This is a genomic window from Kamptonema formosum PCC 6407, assembly GCF_000332155.1.
Lineage (GTDB): Bacteria > Cyanobacteriota > Cyanobacteriia > Cyanobacteriales > Microcoleaceae > Kamptonema > Kamptonema formosum.
This window is the reverse complement of record NZ_KB235904.1, coordinates 122,372-140,517: the sequence shown is the minus strand read 5'-3', so window position 1 is coordinate 140,517 and position 18,146 is coordinate 122,372. Positions and strand designations below refer to the sequence as shown.

Annotated in this window: 11 protein-coding genes; 6 read left to right on the top strand and 5 right to left on the bottom strand. The window is 44.6% G+C overall.

The annotated features are described in order from the left end of the window. The first annotated feature begins 89 nt into the window (after positions 1-89). Positions 90-1,310 (top strand): (E)-4-hydroxy-3-methylbut-2-enyl-diphosphate synthase, encoded by a 1,221-nt coding sequence (gene ispG, locus OSCIL6407_RS0117575; RefSeq protein WP_007357039.1) that lies wholly within the window; start codon positions 90-92, stop codon positions 1,308-1,310. Positions 1,311-1,422: 112 nt separating this feature from the next. Here the strand turns inward: ispG and dnaG are convergent, their stop codons facing one another. Continuing rightward, complete coding sequence (dnaG, locus tag OSCIL6407_RS0117570; RefSeq protein ID WP_007357038.1) at positions 1,423-3,447, bottom strand: DNA primase; 2,025 nt, start codon at positions 3,445-3,447, stop codon at positions 1,423-1,425. Positions 3,448-3,563: 116 nt separating this feature from the next. Here dnaG and OSCIL6407_RS0117565 point away from each other — a divergent pair, with 116 nt between their 5' ends. Further along, the gene (locus tag OSCIL6407_RS0117565) at positions 3,564-4,781 is read left to right on the top strand and encodes a chromate transporter (protein WP_007357037.1); all 1,218 of its coding nucleotides are present in this window, start codon (positions 3,564-3,566) and stop codon (positions 4,779-4,781) included. 231 nt (positions 4,782-5,012) lie between these two features. Here the strand turns inward: OSCIL6407_RS0117565 and OSCIL6407_RS30870 are convergent, their stop codons facing one another. After that, a complete protein-coding gene (locus OSCIL6407_RS30870) occupies positions 5,013-6,143 on the bottom strand; it encodes a leucine-rich repeat domain-containing protein (protein ID WP_007357036.1) in 1,131 nt (376 codons plus the stop codon). Between the two features lie 406 nt (positions 6,144-6,549). On the opposite strand from OSCIL6407_RS30870, the gene OSCIL6407_RS0117555 reads away from it, so the two are divergent. Next, positions 6,550-7,488: an NAD-dependent epimerase/dehydratase family protein gene (locus tag OSCIL6407_RS0117555; RefSeq protein WP_007357035.1), complete on the top strand. Its 939-nt coding sequence runs from the start codon at positions 6,550-6,552 to the stop codon at positions 7,486-7,488. Between the two features lie 254 nt (positions 7,489-7,742). Further along, entirely contained in the window at positions 7,743-9,851 is a 2,109-nt protein-coding gene (locus OSCIL6407_RS0117550; protein ID WP_007357034.1) for a serine/threonine-protein kinase, read from the top strand. 124 nt (positions 9,852-9,975) lie between these two features. On the opposite strand, the gene pgsA is transcribed toward OSCIL6407_RS0117550, so the two are convergent. The 3 genes from pgsA to OSCIL6407_RS0117535 all read right to left on the bottom strand — a co-directional run bounded on the left by pgsA (position 9,976) and on the right by OSCIL6407_RS0117535 (position 16,369). Beyond that, positions 9,976-10,491 (bottom strand): CDP-diacylglycerol--glycerol-3-phosphate 3-phosphatidyltransferase, encoded by a 516-nt coding sequence (gene pgsA / locus OSCIL6407_RS0117545; protein ID WP_007357033.1) that lies wholly within the window; start codon positions 10,489-10,491, stop codon positions 9,976-9,978. Positions 10,492-10,662: 171 nt separating this feature from the next. Then, the gene (locus tag OSCIL6407_RS0117540; RefSeq protein ID WP_007357032.1) at positions 10,663-11,370 is read right to left on the bottom strand and encodes a sugar transferase; all 708 of its coding nucleotides are present in this window, start codon (positions 11,368-11,370) and stop codon (positions 10,663-10,665) included. A gap of 370 nt (positions 11,371-11,740) precedes the next feature. After that, positions 11,741-16,369 carry an acetate and sugar kinases/Hsc70/actin family protein gene (locus tag OSCIL6407_RS0117535; protein ID WP_007357031.1) on the bottom strand — a complete coding sequence of 1,543 codons (4,629 nt, stop codon included), beginning with the start codon at positions 16,367-16,369 and terminating at the stop codon, positions 11,741-11,743. Positions 16,370-16,862: 493 nt separating this feature from the next. Between OSCIL6407_RS0117535 and OSCIL6407_RS0117530 the strand changes: the two genes are divergently transcribed. Beyond that, positions 16,863-17,564, top strand: a complete 702-nt coding sequence (locus tag OSCIL6407_RS0117530) for a Crp/Fnr family transcriptional regulator (RefSeq protein WP_019487497.1) — start codon at positions 16,863-16,865, stop codon at positions 17,562-17,564. Positions 17,565-17,631: 67 nt separating this feature from the next. Then, the gene (locus OSCIL6407_RS0117525) at positions 17,632-18,117 is read left to right on the top strand and encodes a universal stress protein (RefSeq protein WP_007357027.1); all 486 of its coding nucleotides are present in this window, start codon (positions 17,632-17,634) and stop codon (positions 18,115-18,117) included. The last annotated feature ends 29 nt before the right edge of the window (positions 18,118-18,146 follow it).

Sequence of the window (18,146 nt, the reverse complement as noted above, 5' to 3'; positions counted from 1 at the left end):
CTGCGTCCAAACGGCCCCCTTCTATGGCACTCTAAAAAGCAGGAGACACAAATCAGAGATTTTCGCTACAAAAATCTACCCTGCATACCATGCAAACCTTACCCAACCCAACCAAACCCGCATCAAGCCAACCCACCTTTGACACCACCATCCACCGCCGCAAAACCCGGCCGGTCAAAGTCGGTAGCGTCACCATCGGCGGTGGCTACCCCATCGTCGTTCAGTCGATGATTAACGAAGATACCCTCGATATCGACGGTTCAGTAGCCGGAATCCGCCGCCTCCACGAGATTGGCTGCGAAATCGTCCGCGTCACCGTTCCCAGCATGGCCCATGCTAAAGCCTTAGCCGAAATTAAGCAAAAACTGCACGCAACCTACCAAGTAGTACCTCTCGTAGCCGATGTCCACCACAATGGCATGAAAATTGCCCTAGAAGTGGCCAAGCACGTAGACAAAGTGAGAATTAATCCGGGACTATATGTATTTGAAAAGCCGAAAGCTGATAGAAGCGAGTACACACCAGACGAATTTGACGAAATTGGCGCAAAAATCCGCGAAACCTTAGAGCCTCTGGTAGTTTCCCTCCGCGACCAAGGCAAAGCGATGCGAATCGGGGTTAATCACGGTTCCCTCGCCGAACGGATGCTGTTTACCTATGGCGATACCCCTGAAGGGATGGTAGAATCCGCCTTAGAATTTATCAAAATTTGCGAATCTTTGGATTTTCGCAATATCGTAATTTCTATGAAAGCCTCGCGAGTGCCTGTAATGTTGGCTGCGTATCGGTTGATGGCCCGCAGGATGGACGAGCACGGCATGGATTATCCTCTACATTTAGGCGTTACAGAAGCTGGCGATGGCGAATACGGCCGGATTAAGTCCACTGCTGGTATTGCTACATTGTTAGCTGACGGCCTTGGCGACACGATTCGCGTCTCACTTACGGAGGCCCCGGAGAAAGAAATTCCCGTTTGTTACAGCATTTTGCAAGCCTTGGGATTGCGGAAAACAATGGTAGAATATGTGGCTTGCCCTTCCTGCGGTCGCACATTGTTTAATTTGGAAGAAGTGCTGCACAAAGTGAGAGAAGCTACTAAACATCTCACAGGTTTGGACATCGCAGTAATGGGCTGTATTGTGAATGGGCCGGGGGAAATGGCTGATGCTGATTATGGTTATGTAGGGAAACAGGCGGGTTATATTTCTCTTTATCGCGGTCGGGAAGAAATTAAGCGAGTGCCTGAAGATCGAGGTGTAGAAGAGTTGATTAATTTGATTAAATCAGATGACCGTTGGGTAGATCCGTAGGTAAGAAATAGCTAGGGGCTAGGGAAAGATGGGGGAGCAACTTAATTAATCGGAGGGGAGATGGGGAGGATGGGTAATTAGCCATTACAGGACTTATGCACCCTGAGAAACCCTATACTATCCAGGGAACTGATACTAAATCATAAAAATTAACTCGGCGCAGCCGCTCTAATTCTTTAATCCATTCTTGTTCTACCCAAAATTGTTGATAATATCTATCGGCCTGTTCGCGCTGGGCAATTGCATCTGTCTTTTCCCACATATTCAAAGCCGCAACGCGGCGCTTTTGAGTAGTAATTTGCTCAATATAAGCGATCGCAGCTCGAATAGCTAATGGAGGTCGGAGAATGTGTTTCTCTGAAAGTTCATCTAAATGAAACAGGTGAGAAATTTGCTGTAGTTGCGTGGGGAATTCTAAATAATTATTTTGTAATTTTGATATTAACACAGATGCGTCTGCCTGTAAAGAGGTTTTATCCAACATTTTTAAATTCAAAAGTTGGAGCCACAAAAATCGATGATGAGACAGACTAAATTGTAAATCTCGTGCTTCTATAGCTTCTATTACAGCTTGACGATGTTCGGGAGAGTGGATATAAATACGCAACAAAAAAGCCTCTGGTTGTTCTAAAACGCTACGCTCTCGTGCCTGAGACAAAGCTTCTATTGATGATTTATTCTCACTTCCAGCGCGGCGCGACCTAACTTGCCTGCTTCCCTTGAGCTTATTTCTAATTAATGGTGGTAATGCTAAAGATTCATCCTGATTGAGTAATTTTGCCCAATAACTTACCACCTGATTTAGCAGAGTTTCTGCCAAGAATTTTACTCTTGTTGAATCTCCTTTACTGAGAATTTGAGCGCATTCGTAATTATAATGAGCTAGTTGATTATCATCGGTAATTTTAGTTAATAACTTTACCATTTCTTGAGTAACTTTGCCATACTGGTCGGCCTGCTTTAAATCGCAGTTAAGCAGGAGATTTTGAATCTGCCAATCCAGCCACAAAGGTGCATTTAGTAACAATTCGCTATACTTGTCAGCCGAATAACTTTTTAGGTATTCATCTGCATCTTTGCCATCGGGAATATTCAAAATCCGCAGTTGTACTTCTCCGCGACAAGCAAGTTTTTCTATTTCTCCAATTGCCCGTTCCGCCGCCTGAGTACCTGCTTTATCTGCATCGAAGTTAAGCACAATTTGCTTAGATTCAGTATACCGCAAAAGTTGCCGCACTTGATCTAAGCTTAATGCTGTACCCAGGGAGGCGACAGCATTAGCAATTCCGGCGGCGTGGAGGGCAATAGCATCGAAATATCCCTCTACTACTACGGCTCGATCTTGTTTGCTAATAGCAGTTTTAGCTTTATCCAAAGCATATAAAGTTTTCCCTTTATCGAACAATTCGGTTTCGGGAGAGTTAAGATATTTCGGCTGTTCGTCAGTCAGAGTTCTACCCCCAAAACCTATCACTCGCCCTTGCAAATCGCAGATGGGAATCATCAGGCGATCGCGAAATCTATCATAATAACCATTCCCTCCAGATTTTCGTGGTATAATTAATCCAGCTTGCTCTACCAATTGCAAGGGATAATGTTTCTGCTCCACCAAATAGCTATAAAGAGCTTCCCAACCAGAGGGCGCATATCCTAACTGAAATTGTTGGATAGTTTCTTCGCTTAACTTGCGCTCAACTTGTAGATATTCTAACGCTTTTTGTCCTTGCGACTGTCGCAAAGCGTGTTCGTAAAAACTAGAAGCTAAAGCCAAAATTTCATATAACTGCTCTCGTAAAGAAATTTGACGTTGTAATTCTTGCCGCTGTTCGGGTTCCAAAGTTTGTACAGGAACCTGATGTTGTCTGGCTAATTCTAGCACTACATCGCTGAAAGAACGCTTGCCTAATTCCATTAAGAATTTAAACGCATTTCCCCCTGCACCGCACCCAAAACAATAAAACATTTGCTTGCTGGGGCTGACAGTAAAACTAGGGGACTTTTCATCGTGAAATGGACATAAACCTACGAAATCTTTGCCTCTTTTTCGTAGTACAACGTGAGTGGAAATGACATCTACTATGTCAGCTCTTTGTTTAACTTCCTCAATTGTATCAGGATGCAGGCGGGGAATTTGCATATATCCTTCTGAGACGAATCAGAAATATTTATTTTTAATTTTACCATAACTACCAGGAACATCGAAAGTCGATATACTGGTTTTGTCAAGATTATAACAGATTTAGGAGCATCACTGTGACGGAAGAAAAAGAGGTTCACGAACAAAGAGAAGTGATTTCCTATAAGGCTTTGAATTCCCAACAACAACAGCAGCGATTAACGGAGCTGGTAGCGGTGTTTTTGCGACTAGGAACGATCGCTTTTGGCGGCCCTGCGGCTCACATCGCCATGATGGATAATGAGGTAGTAAATCGCCGTCAGTGGATGAGCCGCGAAAAACTCTTAGATTTGTTAGGAATTACGAATTTAATTCCCGGCCCCAATTCGACGGAATTAGCTATTCATATTGGTTACGAACGAGCCGGGTGGCGTGGTTTACTAATTGCAGGAAGCTGTTTTATTTTGCCTGCTATGCTCATTGTTTGGGTAATAGCAGTAATTTACGATCGCTACCAGACTGTTCCCCAAGTGGAATGGCTGCTTTACGGCATTAAACCTGCGATCGTGGCGATCGTACTTCAGGCTGTATGGAATCTGGGTAAAAAGGCAGCTAAAGACGTGCCGACAACGATTGCAGGGGTGGCTGCGATCGCAGGTTATTTTGCTGGAATCAATGAAATTTTGCTGCTAATTTTAATTAGTATTATTGTTATGCTAGTGAAAAATTGGCAATCCAGAGGACGCACAGTCGGAGCATTTTTATTGCCTTTCTCAGGATTTATAGCCCAGGTTAGCAATACAACAGCCGCAGTAACATCAGTCAGTTGGGTGAGCGTTTTTCTTTTCTTTCTTAAAATTGGATGCGTGCTTTATGGTAGCGGTTATGTATTGCTAGCATTTCTACAACAGGATTTAGTCGAGCGCCATCATTGGCTGACATCACAGCAACTTTTAGATGCCGTTGCCATCGGGCAAATTACACCTGGGCCTGTATTCACTACTGCCACATTCATTGGATATTTACTAGCTGGAAATGCAGGCGCGATCGCTGGTACTGTCGGCATTTTTTTACCAGCCTTTGTACTGGTATGGGTAGTTAATCCTTGGGTTCCTAAATTACGTCAATCTCCTTGGGCAAGTGGATTTCTAGATGGCATGAATGCAGCGTCTTTGGGGTTAATGGTAGGAGTCACTTATACTCTGGGACGAGTTGCATTGGTGGATTGGTTAACAATTATTGTAGCAATTTTGAGCGCGATCGCAGTGTTCCAATTTAAGATTAATTCAGCGTGGTTAGTGCTGGGAGGGGGGGCGATTGGATTGACTTCATACTTATTGGGATTTATGGGCTGAGGGGTAGCGTAGCCTTTTTTAGACATCACTCTTCAATACTCCGAATAGTTTTTGAGCAAGGACGCGATGCCTACGGTAAGCTTCGCTAACGCAACACAGGACAGAAGCAAAAATTTTTGTAATCGAAGTTGAAACTCATTTAGTTTATACATTATCTGTGCAAAAAGCTCCCTTTGCGATCGCGCCCATGCAAAGAAAACGGGTTTCTCTGAAAAATTGTTAGTTTCTCCACTAGATATCTAGCAAGTATTCCTTAACGGCTTCAATGCCTTGTTCGTAGGCAGCAGCGAGGTCAGGGTTTAGAGGGTTGTCATCAAGGTAAAGCTCTTGCAACTGGGAGAGAGAAGCGATCGCCTCTGGCACTTGTGTCAATTGGTTGTAGCTGAGGTCAAGCCCTTGCAAATGAGTGAGAGAAGCGATCGCCTCTGGCACTGCTGTCAATTCGTTGTCGCTGAGGGAAAGCCTTTGCAACTGGGTGAGAGAAGCGATCGCCTCTGGCACTGCTGTCAATTCGTTGCCGACGAGGTAAAGCTCTTGCAACTGAGTGAGGGAAGCGATCGCCTCTGGTAGTTCTGTCAATTGGTTGCCGACGAGGTAAAGCTCTTGCAACTGAGTGAGGGAAGCGATCGCCTCTGGTAGTTCTGTCAATTGGTTGTTGCTGAGGTTAAGTGAGCGCAACTGGGAGAGAGAAGCGATCGCCTCTGGCACTGCTGTCAATTCGTTGTCGCTGAGGGAAAGCCTTTGCAACTGGGTGAGAGAAGCGATCGCCTCTGGCACTTTCCTCAATTGGTTGTTGTTGAGGTAAAGCCATTCCAACTGGGTGAGGGAAGCGATCGTCTCTGGCACTTCTGTCAATTGGTTGTAGCTGAGGTTAAGCCTTCGTAACTGGGAGAGGGAAGCGATCGCCTCTGGCACTTCTGTCAATTGGTTGAAGTTGAGGTTAAGCGTTTGCAACTGGGAAAGGGAAGCGATCGCCTCTGGCACTTGTGTCAATTGGTTGTTGCTGAGGTAAAGCTTTTGCAACTGAGTAAGAGTTGCGATCGCCTCTGGCACTTCTGTCAATTTGTTGTAGATAAGGTTAAGCGTTTGCAACTGGGAGAGGGAAGCGATCGCCTCTGGCACTTCTGTCAATTTGTTGTTGCTGAGGTTAAGTATTTGCAACTGGGAGAGGGAAGCGATCGCCTCTGGCACTTTTGTCAATTGGTTGCAATCAAGGTCAAGCCTTTGCAACTGAGTAAGAGTTGCGATCGCCTCTGGCACTTCTGTCAATTCCATATAGCCAAGATCGAGTTTTGTTGCTCCCTCTTGCTGTGCTTTTTCAATGCACTGTTCAGCTTTTCGATATGCTTCATCCCGTGCCATTGCTAACTCCCTTTTACTGGATACGACAATCTTTAATAACTAACTAACAAGTAATAACTAACTAATGTGTGTTTCCTTCGTCTAAAATTCTGTATAATTATCTCACAAAAAGCTAGTAATGATTTATAGCAATACTTCGGACAGTTTGAGATTGCGATCGGCAGAATTTGGTTCAAAGGTACATTGTTGCGCTTCAGCGCTCTTTGAAGGCAAAGCCCAATAACTCTAACTTCCAGACTTTGCTAGGCTCGCGCCTGAGAAAACTGTCCGCAGTATTGTTATAATTCCGATGTAACTAGATTGATATCAGTCCTAGAGATGTTAAAATTATTGGCGATGAAGCTCACACAGCCGGACTTTCTTGGGAAAATCCAGCTCAATATACCAATAAGGAGAATCAAACAAAATGCGAATCTTAATGATGGGTGGCACTCGATTTATCGGCGTTTATTTAACTAAGATTTTAGTAGCCCAAGGCCATGAAGTGGTACTATTTAATCGCGGCAAAAAACCCGCGCCCGTTGACGGAGTACAACAAATTCATGGCGATCGCACCGATGCTTCCCAACTCAAAGAAAAATTATCATCAGAAAAATTTGATGCAATTTTTGACAATAATGGTCGCGAACTAAGCGACACTCAACCCCTAGCAGAGATATTTAAAAATCAAGTTAAACACTTCGTTTACATGAGTTCTGCGGGAGTTTATTTAAAGTCGGATCAATTACCTCATATTGAAGGTGATGCCACCGATCCAAAGAGCCGCCATTTGGGTAAATACGAAACAGAAACCTACCTCAAAGATGCTGGTTTGCCTTGGACTTCCATTCGCCCTACTTATATTTATGGGCCGCAAAATTATAACGATTTAGAAGCATGGTTTTTTGACCGGATTGTGCGCGATCGCCCTATTCCCATTCCTGGCAATGGAATGCACATCACACAACTCGGTCATTGTCAAGATTTAGCTAAGGCAATGGCTGCTGTCTTAGGCAATGAAAAAGCCATAGGGCAGATTTATAATGTATCAGGCGATCGCTACGTTACCTTTGACGGTTTAGCCCGCGCTTGCGCCGCCGCCGCTGGTAAATCCACCGATATAAAAATCGTACATTACGACCCCAAAAAATTTGATTTTGGCAAGCGTAAAGCCTTCCCCATGCGCGTGCAACACTTCTTTGCTTCAGTGAATAAAGCCATGAGTGAACTCAACTGGCAGCCAGAATTTGACTTAGTTTCAGGATTAAAAGATTCATTCCAGAATGATTATTTGACCTCTGGACGTGACAAAGCTGAGATTGATTTCTCAGTCGATGATGAAATCTTGCAAGCAGTTCAAAATTGACTTAATATTATGTAGGGTAAGATGGGCGCTGCATTGGTATCAACTTAATCTTAAACCGACCGTCTGGCAAGGGTTAAAACCCCCGCCTCACAGTTTAAGTCCTCTAAAGAGGACTATAAATTAGGACTTTTAAACTCATTAGTCCTCTTCAAAGGACTTAAGCTATTAGACGGGGACTTAAGTCCCTGGCAGTCTTTCAGCTTAAGTTGATACCAATACAGCACCCACCCTACAAGATTAACTAGGTAAATCTCATGCAGGGAACCACACTCGGCAGCCGCTACAACATTATCCGCCACTTGGGAGGCGGAGGATTTGCCCAAACTTACCTAGCTGAAGACAAACAGCTACCAGGTAATCACCGCTGCGTTGTCAAGCAACTTAAACCTCAAGCTACAGATCCCGCAACTTTACAAATAGCTAGACGTTTATTCGATACCGAAGCGCAAGTATTGTATAAATTAGGCGATCGCGATCGCATTCCCCAACTTTTTGCCTACTTTGAAGAAAATCAAGACTTTTATTTAGTTCAAGAATTCATTGAAGGTCATAATTTAAGCGAAGAATTAACCAAAACTTCCCTAAACCAAGGAAGGTTAAGCGAAGATGAAGTCATTTCTCTATTGCAAGAAATTCTGGAAATTTTAGACTTCGTACACCAGCAAAACGTCATCCACCGCGATGTCAATCCCCAGAATATTATCCGGCGAGATAGCGACGGAAAGTTATTTTTAATTGACTTTGGGGCTGTCAAAGAAATCACCACTCAAATCATCAATTCTCAAACAAATAATGGCTTGAGTGTGAGCATTGGTACTCCCGGTTATATGCCTAGCGAACAAGCTCACGGCAATCCCAAACCTAGCAGCGATATCTATGCAGTTGGCATGATTGGAATTCAAGCAATTACAGGGGAAGTTCCCCATCAATTACCAACAGATCCCGATACAGAAGAAATTATTTGGCAGACAAAAGTATCAGTCAGCCCTGAATTTACTAAAGTCTTAGATACAATGGTGCGCTATGATTTTCGGCAACGCTATGCTAATGCAGGTCTAGCTTTGCAAGCTATTAAAGAATTGAAAACTCCTCTTGGTGCTACTGCACCATTAATTCTACCTGCATCTTCGCCCAAGCCGACAAAAAAACGCGCCGATCTCTATTTAAAAAGCGGTCTAATTATTGGGCTAATTGGCCTCGGTATCGCTGCATCTGCTTATCTTGTTAATATCTTCAATTCTGCGAATGCTACTGAGTTACACACTAGAGGCAATACTCTTTATAATTTAAATAGATATGAGGAAGCGCTCGCAGCTTATAACCAAGCAATTAAGATCAAAGGAGACTATGCTGAAGTTTGGAAAGATAAGGCTAAGGCGCTCTATGAGTTGAAGAAATATAAGGAATCTAGAGAAGCTTGCGACAAAGCAATTCAACTCAATCCTGAATACTTAGAAGCCTGGACAGATCGGGGTTATACTCTCGATAAATTAGAGAAATATCAAGAGGCGATCGCATCTTTCGAGCGAGCTTTGGAAATTCAGCCTGACTATCCAGAAGCCTGGAAAGGAAAAGGGGACGCACTGTTAAATTTACAGCGTTATGAAGAAGCGATCGCCTCTTACGAGAAAGCTGTTAAATCTCAGCCAAATTTCTATGATGCTTGGTATAGTAAGGGAATAGCACACCAGAATTTAAAACAGTATCAACCCGCTTTTGATGCTTATAAACAAGCCGTAGAATTAAAGTCGGATAACTCTAAAGCTTGGTATAATTTAGGGAATGTTCAGCTAGAATTGAATAAAAATCAAGAAGCTGTAGAAGCTTATGAAAAAGCCGTGCGCTTTCAGCCTACTTATTATCAAGCTTGGTACAGTAGAGGTATCGCGCTGATGAAGTTAAGGCAATATGAAGATGCGGCAAAAGCTTATAAACAGGCGGTGACATTAAAAGGAAATTACTACCAAGCTTGGTATAATTTAGGCTGGTCGCTGCACCAATTGCGGCGTTATGAAGATGCGATCGATGCTTATAATAAAGTGCTAGATTTACAGTCAAGAGAATATCAGGCGTGGTATAATAAAGGGAATGCTTTATACAATTTGAAACGCTACGAAGAGGCGATCGCGTCTTATAATGAAGCCGTCTATGTCAAGCCAGACTATTATGAAGCTTGGTACAGTAGAGGTAATGGGCTGTTAGAATTAAAAAGATATCAAGATGCGATCGCATCTTACGATAAAGCAGTTAGGTATAAGCCAGACTACGGAGCAGCAATAGAAGGGAAAAAGCGGGCCGAAAGTCAGCTAAGTTTATCCGACATCACCCCCCAACCCCCTTCCGTACAAGGTTCCGAGGAGTAGCGAGATTATAGCAATCCTAAATCATTTGTGAATTTCTTACTCCCTCCCCTTAGCAAGGGGAGGGTTGGGGTGGGGTAAAAAATTTACGATTCATTTAGGATTGCTATAGGATAGTAAAATATAGTTAAACAGGCTCATTTTTTTCTGGCCATAAGTAAACTGCACCAGAAATCAACGTCAAGAGCACAGAAATCCAGAAAGCCACTAGAGAGGGAACTACCCAGACATCAGGTAGGGGAGCAATTAAAAGTGCGATCGCCACTATTTGACTCACTGTTTTTAATTTTCCCCAAATATTAGCCCCCGAAATTGCCGTTTTGCTCACCCGCCATCCCGCGATCGTCAACTCCCGTGCCAAAATTAAAAACACTCCCCAAGCAGGAACCTCCCCAAGTTGAATTAATACCAATAAAGGCGCAAGAACCAGCAACTTATCCACCAAAGGGTCTAAAAATTTACCTAAATCGGTAATTTGATTGAGTTTCCTAGCTAAGTAGCCATCCAGCCAATCCGTACCCGCCGCTAAGAGGAAAATCCCTAAACAAATCCAGCGAGTTTGGACAGTTGGTGACTGCAAACCATAGAGGAGAAAGGGGACTCCCAGCAAGCGAGAGAAGGTGATCCAGTTAGGCAAATTCATAGATTAGGGGCTAGGGGCTAGGGGCTAGGGGCTAGGGAAGAAGGAAGAAGGAAGAAGGAAGAAGGAAGAAGGGAAGAAGGGAAGAGAATTTAAGGAATTAGGAAACTACACTGTTCTAACTACCTTGGCGGTTGCTAAACAATTAAAATTGTTAACAGTTAACCGTACTTATTAACAAGCACCGCTTTTATTGAGCACAACCCAAACTGTTTTCCAAATCAAGCTGATGTCGTAAAGAACAGACCACTTATGCTGATAATCAACATCCATCCGTACAATGTCTTCAAAATCTTTCACAGTCGAACGTCCATTTGCTTGCCATTCACCGGTAATACCAGGCTTCACATTCAACCGCATCCAGTGGTGACTTTCATAATTAGCGACTTCATCCTGAGTTGGAGGCCGAGTTCCTACTAAACTCATCTCTCCCATCAGTACGTTCCAAAATTGCGGTAATTCATCCAAGCTAGTACAGCGTAAAAACCGTCCTACGCGCGTAATTCGAGGATCGTTCTCATTCTTGAAAATGTGACCCTTGGCTTCATTATTAACTAAATGCTTGAGCTTTTCGGCACCGACAACCATTGAACGGAATTTCCAAATTTTGAATAGCTGTCCGTTAAAACCGCAGCGAACCTGACTGTAAAACAGTGGGCCTGGGTTGTCGAATTGCATTGCGATCGCTAATGGAATTGCCACAATCGCAGTCAGGGCTAATCCTACCAAAGCTCCCAATATATCAATCAAGCGCTTTGTGAGGCTAGTTACAGATGGATGAACTGGCTCGTTCGACTGATTAACCCTGTAATTGTTGACCAGAACTAACGCATTGATTGCGGGTATTAGGGGGAAATTAGATGTGGTAGTCACAGCTTGCACTCTGTTTTTCTAAAGGTCAATTAGCCTTCTCGTAAATATCTTACGAGACTTACTTACGAGAGAGAGTATAGAAGTGTCCAACTTTGCACAATCTTTAAAAATACCCTTGGGTATTGTAAAGTTATTGTATATTTATTTTTGAGAAAAATAAGATTCTAGTGAAATTACGGAGAAATACATAGGTAGAGATCGATGTGAATTAAATACATTTCTTCCTAATGCTTTGGGGGGGATTCCCCATCATGGGTGTGAGGTTTTGTACTCAACTGATTTGAAATCTGCTTTAGTTTTTATAGGACTTATACATGAGGCATCCCCAATCCTCTTAAAAAAGCGGACTTCAAGTTCTCTCCTTTTTAAAATGGCGACTTTAAAGACCTATTAGAGATTGAGATAGAGGCTCCTCTAGCTTTTGCTGGCTGCTTGCCATCAACCTACCTACGTATTCGCGCATATACTTAGCCTGCTCTTGATTGAGTCGATATTGGCGATTGCCTACCTGCTCAAACAGCGGTGCGGCTCCCATCATTGCTAACTCAGGATTTTCCCTAGATGCAGAACTCAGCAAGAGTGCATCTTCTTTAGAAGGCAATAAGCCTAGAGGCAATTGACCCTCTAAAATTGGCAGAATCCTTGGTAAGCAAGTACGAGTATTGAGCCCTCGGCGCTCCAAAGCCTGCGTAATTTCACTGATACCAAGAGGAGTGACGGTAAAGGCCTGCATCAGTTCCCATAGCAGAAAATAATCGCTGTACTGCTGGCGGGGTCTATCTAGAACTTGAGGATAAAGAGGTAAAGTTGCTAAACCCCAAGCAACGCGACCAATTTTGGATTTTGGGGAAGGAGAAACAGAAGGAAGATTAGCAGGGCGATCGTGAATCACGATCGCATTAGGGAGTTTCTGGCGTAACCAACGAGCGATCGCCGACCAAGAAGCATTTCCCCCCGTACAAATAGCTTGATTAATCGCTACCGGGGACATTCCAGCTTGACTGAGCATCGCGTTAACTTCGCGATTCAACTGCTGAACGAAAGGCACTAACACCTTAGTTTCCAAATCTCGCCGCTTGACTTCCCAACGGCGATCGCCAATCTCCAAATTAAAGCGATCTTGGTCTTGTAAAATCACCTTCAAATTTGCCGCCGCCGCCAAAAGTTCTAATCCCAAAGGCGAACTCTGTAACCGCCCTTGCAATTGGCATCGCGCCGCCACATCCGCGTAACCCCCTCGCGGTAATTGAGTTAACGGGTCAAAAGATTCATCCTTCAGTAGCAATTGACAGATAATATCTTGGTCAAGAGCATTGCCACCATAAGCAAAGCTGTGACAAGTAAAGTGTGAATAAGTTAAATTTTCTAGATTTTCAGGCAAATCTACCAAAGCTAATTCCGTAGTTATCGCCCCAGAATTAATAATTAAAGTACCCCCCGGTGCGATTTTAGAATTGAGGTTGTGAATTTTAGATTCAGCTTCCCCCAAATTCGGTGTTAATTCCGAAAGTAAAGTCGCGATCGCATCCTCAACCACAAAAATCTGAGAACTCTCCGTTACCAATCCCGCACCTAGCACCGCTTCCCGGAGGTTGTGGCGGTAAGCATCACCCCAGCCAGCCGGAGTCCCCAAAATCACACCCCCCAACTGCCGCAGTGCAGCATCTAAAATCGAGGGTTCTAGTCCCACAGCGTGCAATCGCAAACCTAGAACATTTTCCCTCGCCGGATTTAATCCCTCTAACAGCGCCCCCAAACCGTGTAACAGCCAAGCCAGAGAAACATCCTCCTGCTGCGACCACTGCAACATCGGCTCAAATAGAAAACCCCCCTCACCCTCTGTATTCCCCTCCTGTAAAGCAGAACTCACATAGGGTATACCCACCTTCAAATAGTGCTTAAAATTTTGTAGTAACAGTCCCCCATCTTCCAAAGGCAGTCCTGGCTGACCCACAGACTTAACAACCACCTTCCCCGCTAATAGAGAAACCACAGCAGGAATCCGAAAGCACTCCGATTTAGGATTTTGGGCATCCACCTCCCAATAGAGGGGATAAACCTCTTTACTGTCACGGTTTAACAGAGCCACCGAGAGCATAGTTGTACCAAAATCAATCCCCAAATACCAGTTAGAGCTTCGAGGAGTTGGAGATTGGGGAAGAGGAATCGGAAAAATCGGGAAGGATGGGGGAGATGGAGAAGGTAGGGAGGATTTCACTTCCCCATCTCCCCCATCTCCCCCATCTCCCCCATCTCCCCCATCTCCCCCATCTCCCCCATCTCTTAGATCAAATAACCCTACCTTTTTTTTTTCACCGCCTGGAGTTTCCAGACTGCGCTTTACTTGACCTGTAGTTTGGACTTGTCGCGAATTTAGATCCGGTCTAGGGGGGTAATTAAGCGGCGTTGCCTCCGCCTCCATTAAGCTTGATAAAATATCTTCCAGAGTCATATTGGAAGAATCGCCTTGAAAAAATTCAGGGGCTGCGGTTTCCACCTCTACAGCATGGGGCGCTGCTGCGACTGGCATCTCGAAAACTTCTGTAAATAAGTCATCAAGAGTGGTCATTTCTTCTTCCGCAGAGACGATAAAGGGATTTTCTGCTTCCACTTGAGAGAAATCGCTAAAAGTAAATGGTTCTGGACTGGCAATGCTGCTGGCTTCTTCGGGGAGAGCGCTATCCATGCCTTCTAAACTGAAAAGGTCAGCCTGCAAACGTTCTAGGCTATTACGATCGAGCAAGATTGCCTGTTCTTGCTCCTCATCTGGTGGTTCTACGGGCAACAAATTCTCGTCTGGGGATGCTTGGACATAGATATCGGCATCCCACTCTGCTAGCGCGTCATATTCGGTACTTTCCTCTGAACTGCTGGCCGCAGGGGTCAGGTTTTTGGGCTTTCTGAGTTCTTTTGAGGAGGTTTTTGAGGCTGTGGCTGTGCTTGGAGGCGGGCCCTTTACAGGCTTTACTGGAACGTTCTCATTCTCATCTCCGAATACATTGCTCAGATCGGCAAGTGTTTCCCTACTAGCTGGGCTATCAGGCGGGGATGGAGCTGCGGGTGCTGGTGGTTCGGGATCGAGTTCGAGCAAGGTTTCGCCAAATAAGTCTGCATCTGCGATCGCTGGGCTATCGACGAAATTACCAGCGACAAATTCTGAATCTTCCGCGACTAGAAAATCTTCTAGCAAATCCTCGCTCTCCACATTAGTTATAGTTGGTTCAGGACTTGGCTCTGGTTCCCTATTGGGAGATTCTAATAGAAAATCTTCCAGATAGTCTTCGCTTTCAGTATTAGTTAGGGTTGATTCAGGAATTTGTTCCGATTCTACATTAGGAGATTCTAGTAGAAAATCTTCCAGATAGTCTTCGCTTTCAGTATTAGTTAGGGTTGATTCAGGACTTTGTTCGGGTTCCACATTGGGAGATTCTAATAGAAAATCTTCCAGATAGTTTTCGCTTTCAGTATTAGTTATAGTTGATTCAGGAATTTGTTCGGGTTCCACATTGGGAGATTCTAGTAGAAAATCTTCTAGGGAATCCTCACTATCAACATCAGCCAGAGTTGATTCCGTCATTTGCTCTGGCGCATTGCGATCGCTGACTTCTGTAGACTCGAAAAGTGAGACAGTGGAAACTTCGCCCTTCCTACCCGAACCTTTCTCTGGTTGCTTTGAGACTTCTACAACAGGGGTGAAGAGGCTGTCATATAAATCTTCCAGTTCGCCGCTTTCCTCAGTCATCATCGCCTCAGATGGCGTTTCAGAGCTGGAGGATTCTAGGCTCAAAAAATCATCTTCTGGGGGAATAGGAGAATGCTCTTGAGTACCTGAGTGCCTGAGTTCTTCTCTATTGTGTCTCAACTGTGCAAACTGAGGAGACAGTTCTGTTCCCGGATAGGGCAGTTTTTCCTCTTCTCCGATCTCGCCCCGATCCCTTTCAATTCTAGGCGTTGGTTCTGGGCGCGACCTAACTACCAAATCCTCCTGTAAAGCTACCTCATTTTGATTGAGGGTACTTATGGGTGCTGTGGGGGCGACTGGACGGGTTGCGGTTTCTATATTGGCGACAGGAATTGAGGATTTTACATAAGATGAAGCCTCTCGACCTAACTGTTCTGCCAAGTGGCTAACTAAAGCTGCAAACATGGCTTCACCCTGCTGCCCCAAGCTGTGCATTTTTTCAAGTCCCTGGGACAAGGATTCTTGATAGGTTTGCAGATTCCTTTGCAGTGCCTCAAATACAATGGTTAGGGTGGAATCGAGCCTCATTAAGTCGCGATCGGATTGGGCTTGTAACAGCCGTATTTGCTCAATACGCTGGGCGGGGGTGAGCAGTGGTAGTTCCCCTGCATTTGCGTCCCCGGTTGCGGAAGCTGAGGTCAACTGTGGCGCAGATTCCGTGCCCAAGAGATTGTTTTGTAAGAACTGAGCTTCTAGGTTACTAAGTGCTTGGGCGACATCGCGAGCCAAACTTTCTTGCAAGCGTGCCATTAGTACCTGCAAGAATTCGGAAATAATTTGTTGCTGGTTAGCCTGCTGCTGAGCTAGAGAGTATTGATCTTGCCGTCGCTGCTCTAGCTGTTTAATTTCAGAGGTGAGGGCTTGCCGTTCTTGCCGTAGAGCTTGTATGTCGTCTTGTAGTGGCTGCGTGAGATTGGTACGCAGAGAGTTCATTTCTCCGATTACGGCTTGCAAGATTTGCCCCGCCGTTGAGCGAATATCGCTATCCGTAGGTGGGGGTGTTGTGGGTTGGCGATCGCGGAGATCTGGGAGTTCGCGATCGCCTTGCTGTAACCCAGCTTCCTCGGCCACATCGCTGTGAGTCAGGTTTTCATTTACAACCTGTGTAGCCTTCTGTTGGGATAAATAGCTGCGAATGCGATCTAAGACTTGGCGCTGGTGGATGGTTTCGACCGAAGCCATCCAAGGTAGGCGCGGGCTGGGCTTGCTGAGTACCTCGTCAATATCAGCAAGAAGTGCCTGAATTTGATCCTGTTGAGAATTCAAGGGTGGAACCTCTACCAAATGCGGCTAGTGCGATAGATTTTGACTCATGCTGGAGATTTTGACTCTCCCCTAGCGATCGCTGAGGGATTCATTGCCATTTAGGGTAAAACCCTACTAGGGATGTCAAAGTCCCTTTAACTATTGTGCCTAACTATTTTTGAGATGTTAGGATACTGCATACTTGAAATTCATCATTACTCTTACCTGTAGCATTACTGGCTACTTTATCATGGCTGGTTTTAACCTGCGGCGGCTTTTCATCTGCTAACTCCTAACTCTGTACAATCAGTCTAATCCCTCTTCCTCCCTCACGCTCGTTACCTCAAGCTATAGGAGTTTCCACCGACGGGGGTTTGGGCAGGCGACGAATGTACTCCCTCAACACATGAGACATCGTTACATCTTTGTGGTTAGCGAATTCTTTTAGTTTTTCTAGTTCATATTGGGTAAGCCTTAAGACTAATTTTTTATCTTTATTCATGGCTAGACATTAATGGTACAATATTTGGATGGTAAGTCAAACGTTCACCAATTAATGCTCTCTACTGCTTTTTTTTCAGGCTTGCCTGAGACTGTAACTGATAGAGCAACTGTACACATCGTTACCCGCAGCCATCCGGCCAACCAGGTGATTTTGCTGGAGAACGACTGGGGCAGTTCAGTGTATTTTATTTTGGATGGTTGGGTGAAAATTCGCACCTACAACTTGGATGGTAAGGAAGTAACGCTCAATATTTTGGGCAAAGGAGAACTATTTGGCGAAATGGCGGCGCTTGAAGAAGCCCCGCGCTCCACAGATGTAATTACTCTGGCTCCGACTTTAATTGGTAATATGCCAGCTCAAGATTTTGTGCAATTAATTCATTCCGAGCCCTTGGCTGGGATTCGATTGGCTCAACTGATGGGGCGACGGCTACGGCAAGTCAACCGAAGGCTGAGGTTGCGCGAGTCAGACAGTACCTCACGAGTGGCAGATATTTTGTTGTTTTTGGCAGAAGGTCAGGGGAAATCCTCTTTACAAGGAGGAACGGAGATTCCCAACCTCCCACACCGAGAATTAAGCAGTCTGAGTGGCTTAGCGCGGGAAACTGTGACGCGGGTACTGAGTAAGCTGGAAAAAAAGCAGTTAATTCGCCGCGATAAGGATGTCCTTTGTATTCCAGATATGCACGCCTTAGAACGCTTGTTAGTATAAAAGTTGGAGGCTTTGGCAGTTAATAACTTGCTAACTGCTAATTGCTAGTTGCTATTCAGGAGAAACTATGACTTTTCACAAAATTTTTGTGGGCTTAGATGATTCAGAGTTAGGTCACAAAGTCTTTGCTCAAGCTTTAGATTTAGCGGTAGCAAATAAAGCTGAAATGATGTTATTTCATGCTGTCGTCATTAACCAGTTTGGAGAAAGAGGAACCGCGATCCCGGTCGATCTAGCGATGAATTTTGAATTAGCAGAACAAGCTTATCAAGCTCAAACTGTGCGAATTGAAAAGCAGTTAGAACAAGGTCGATCGCTATTAAGTCATTACTATAGTGCAGCGGCCAACCAGAACATTAAAGCAGAATATGACTGCCAGACGGTTGAGGATGCTGGTCATTCTATTTGTGAATTTTCCCAGAATTGGGGCGCGGATTTAATTGTATTAGGAAGGCGCGGCCGCACAGGGTTGGCAGAAGTAATGCTTGGCAGTGTCAGCAATTATGTTTTACATCATACTAAGGGTTGTGTTTTAGTGGTTCAATCCCATTAATAATCAGGATAGGGGTGGCATCGATCGGG

Coding starts and splice junctions, on each gene's coding strand:
- dnaG (WP_007357038.1), bottom strand. CDS start 3,447: ATGCAAATTCCCCGCCTGCATCCTGATACAATTGAGGAAGTTAAACAA.
- OSCIL6407_RS0117555 (WP_007357035.1), top strand. CDS start 6,550: ATGCGAATCTTAATGATGGGTGGCACTCGATTTATCGGCGTTTATTTA.
- OSCIL6407_RS0117530 (WP_019487497.1), top strand. CDS start 16,863: ATGGTACAATATTTGGATGGTAAGTCAAACGTTCACCAATTAATGCTC.
- OSCIL6407_RS30870 (WP_007357036.1), bottom strand. CDS start 6,143: ATGGCACGGGATGAAGCATATCGAAAAGCTGAACAGTGCATTGAAAAA.
- ispG (WP_007357039.1), top strand. CDS start 90: ATGCAAACCTTACCCAACCCAACCAAACCCGCATCAAGCCAACCCACC.
- OSCIL6407_RS0117550 (WP_007357034.1), top strand. CDS start 7,743: ATGCAGGGAACCACACTCGGCAGCCGCTACAACATTATCCGCCACTTG.
- OSCIL6407_RS0117525 (WP_007357027.1), top strand. CDS start 17,632: ATGACTTTTCACAAAATTTTTGTGGGCTTAGATGATTCAGAGTTAGGT.
- pgsA (WP_007357033.1), bottom strand. CDS start 10,491: ATGAATTTGCCTAACTGGATCACCTTCTCTCGCTTGCTGGGAGTCCCC.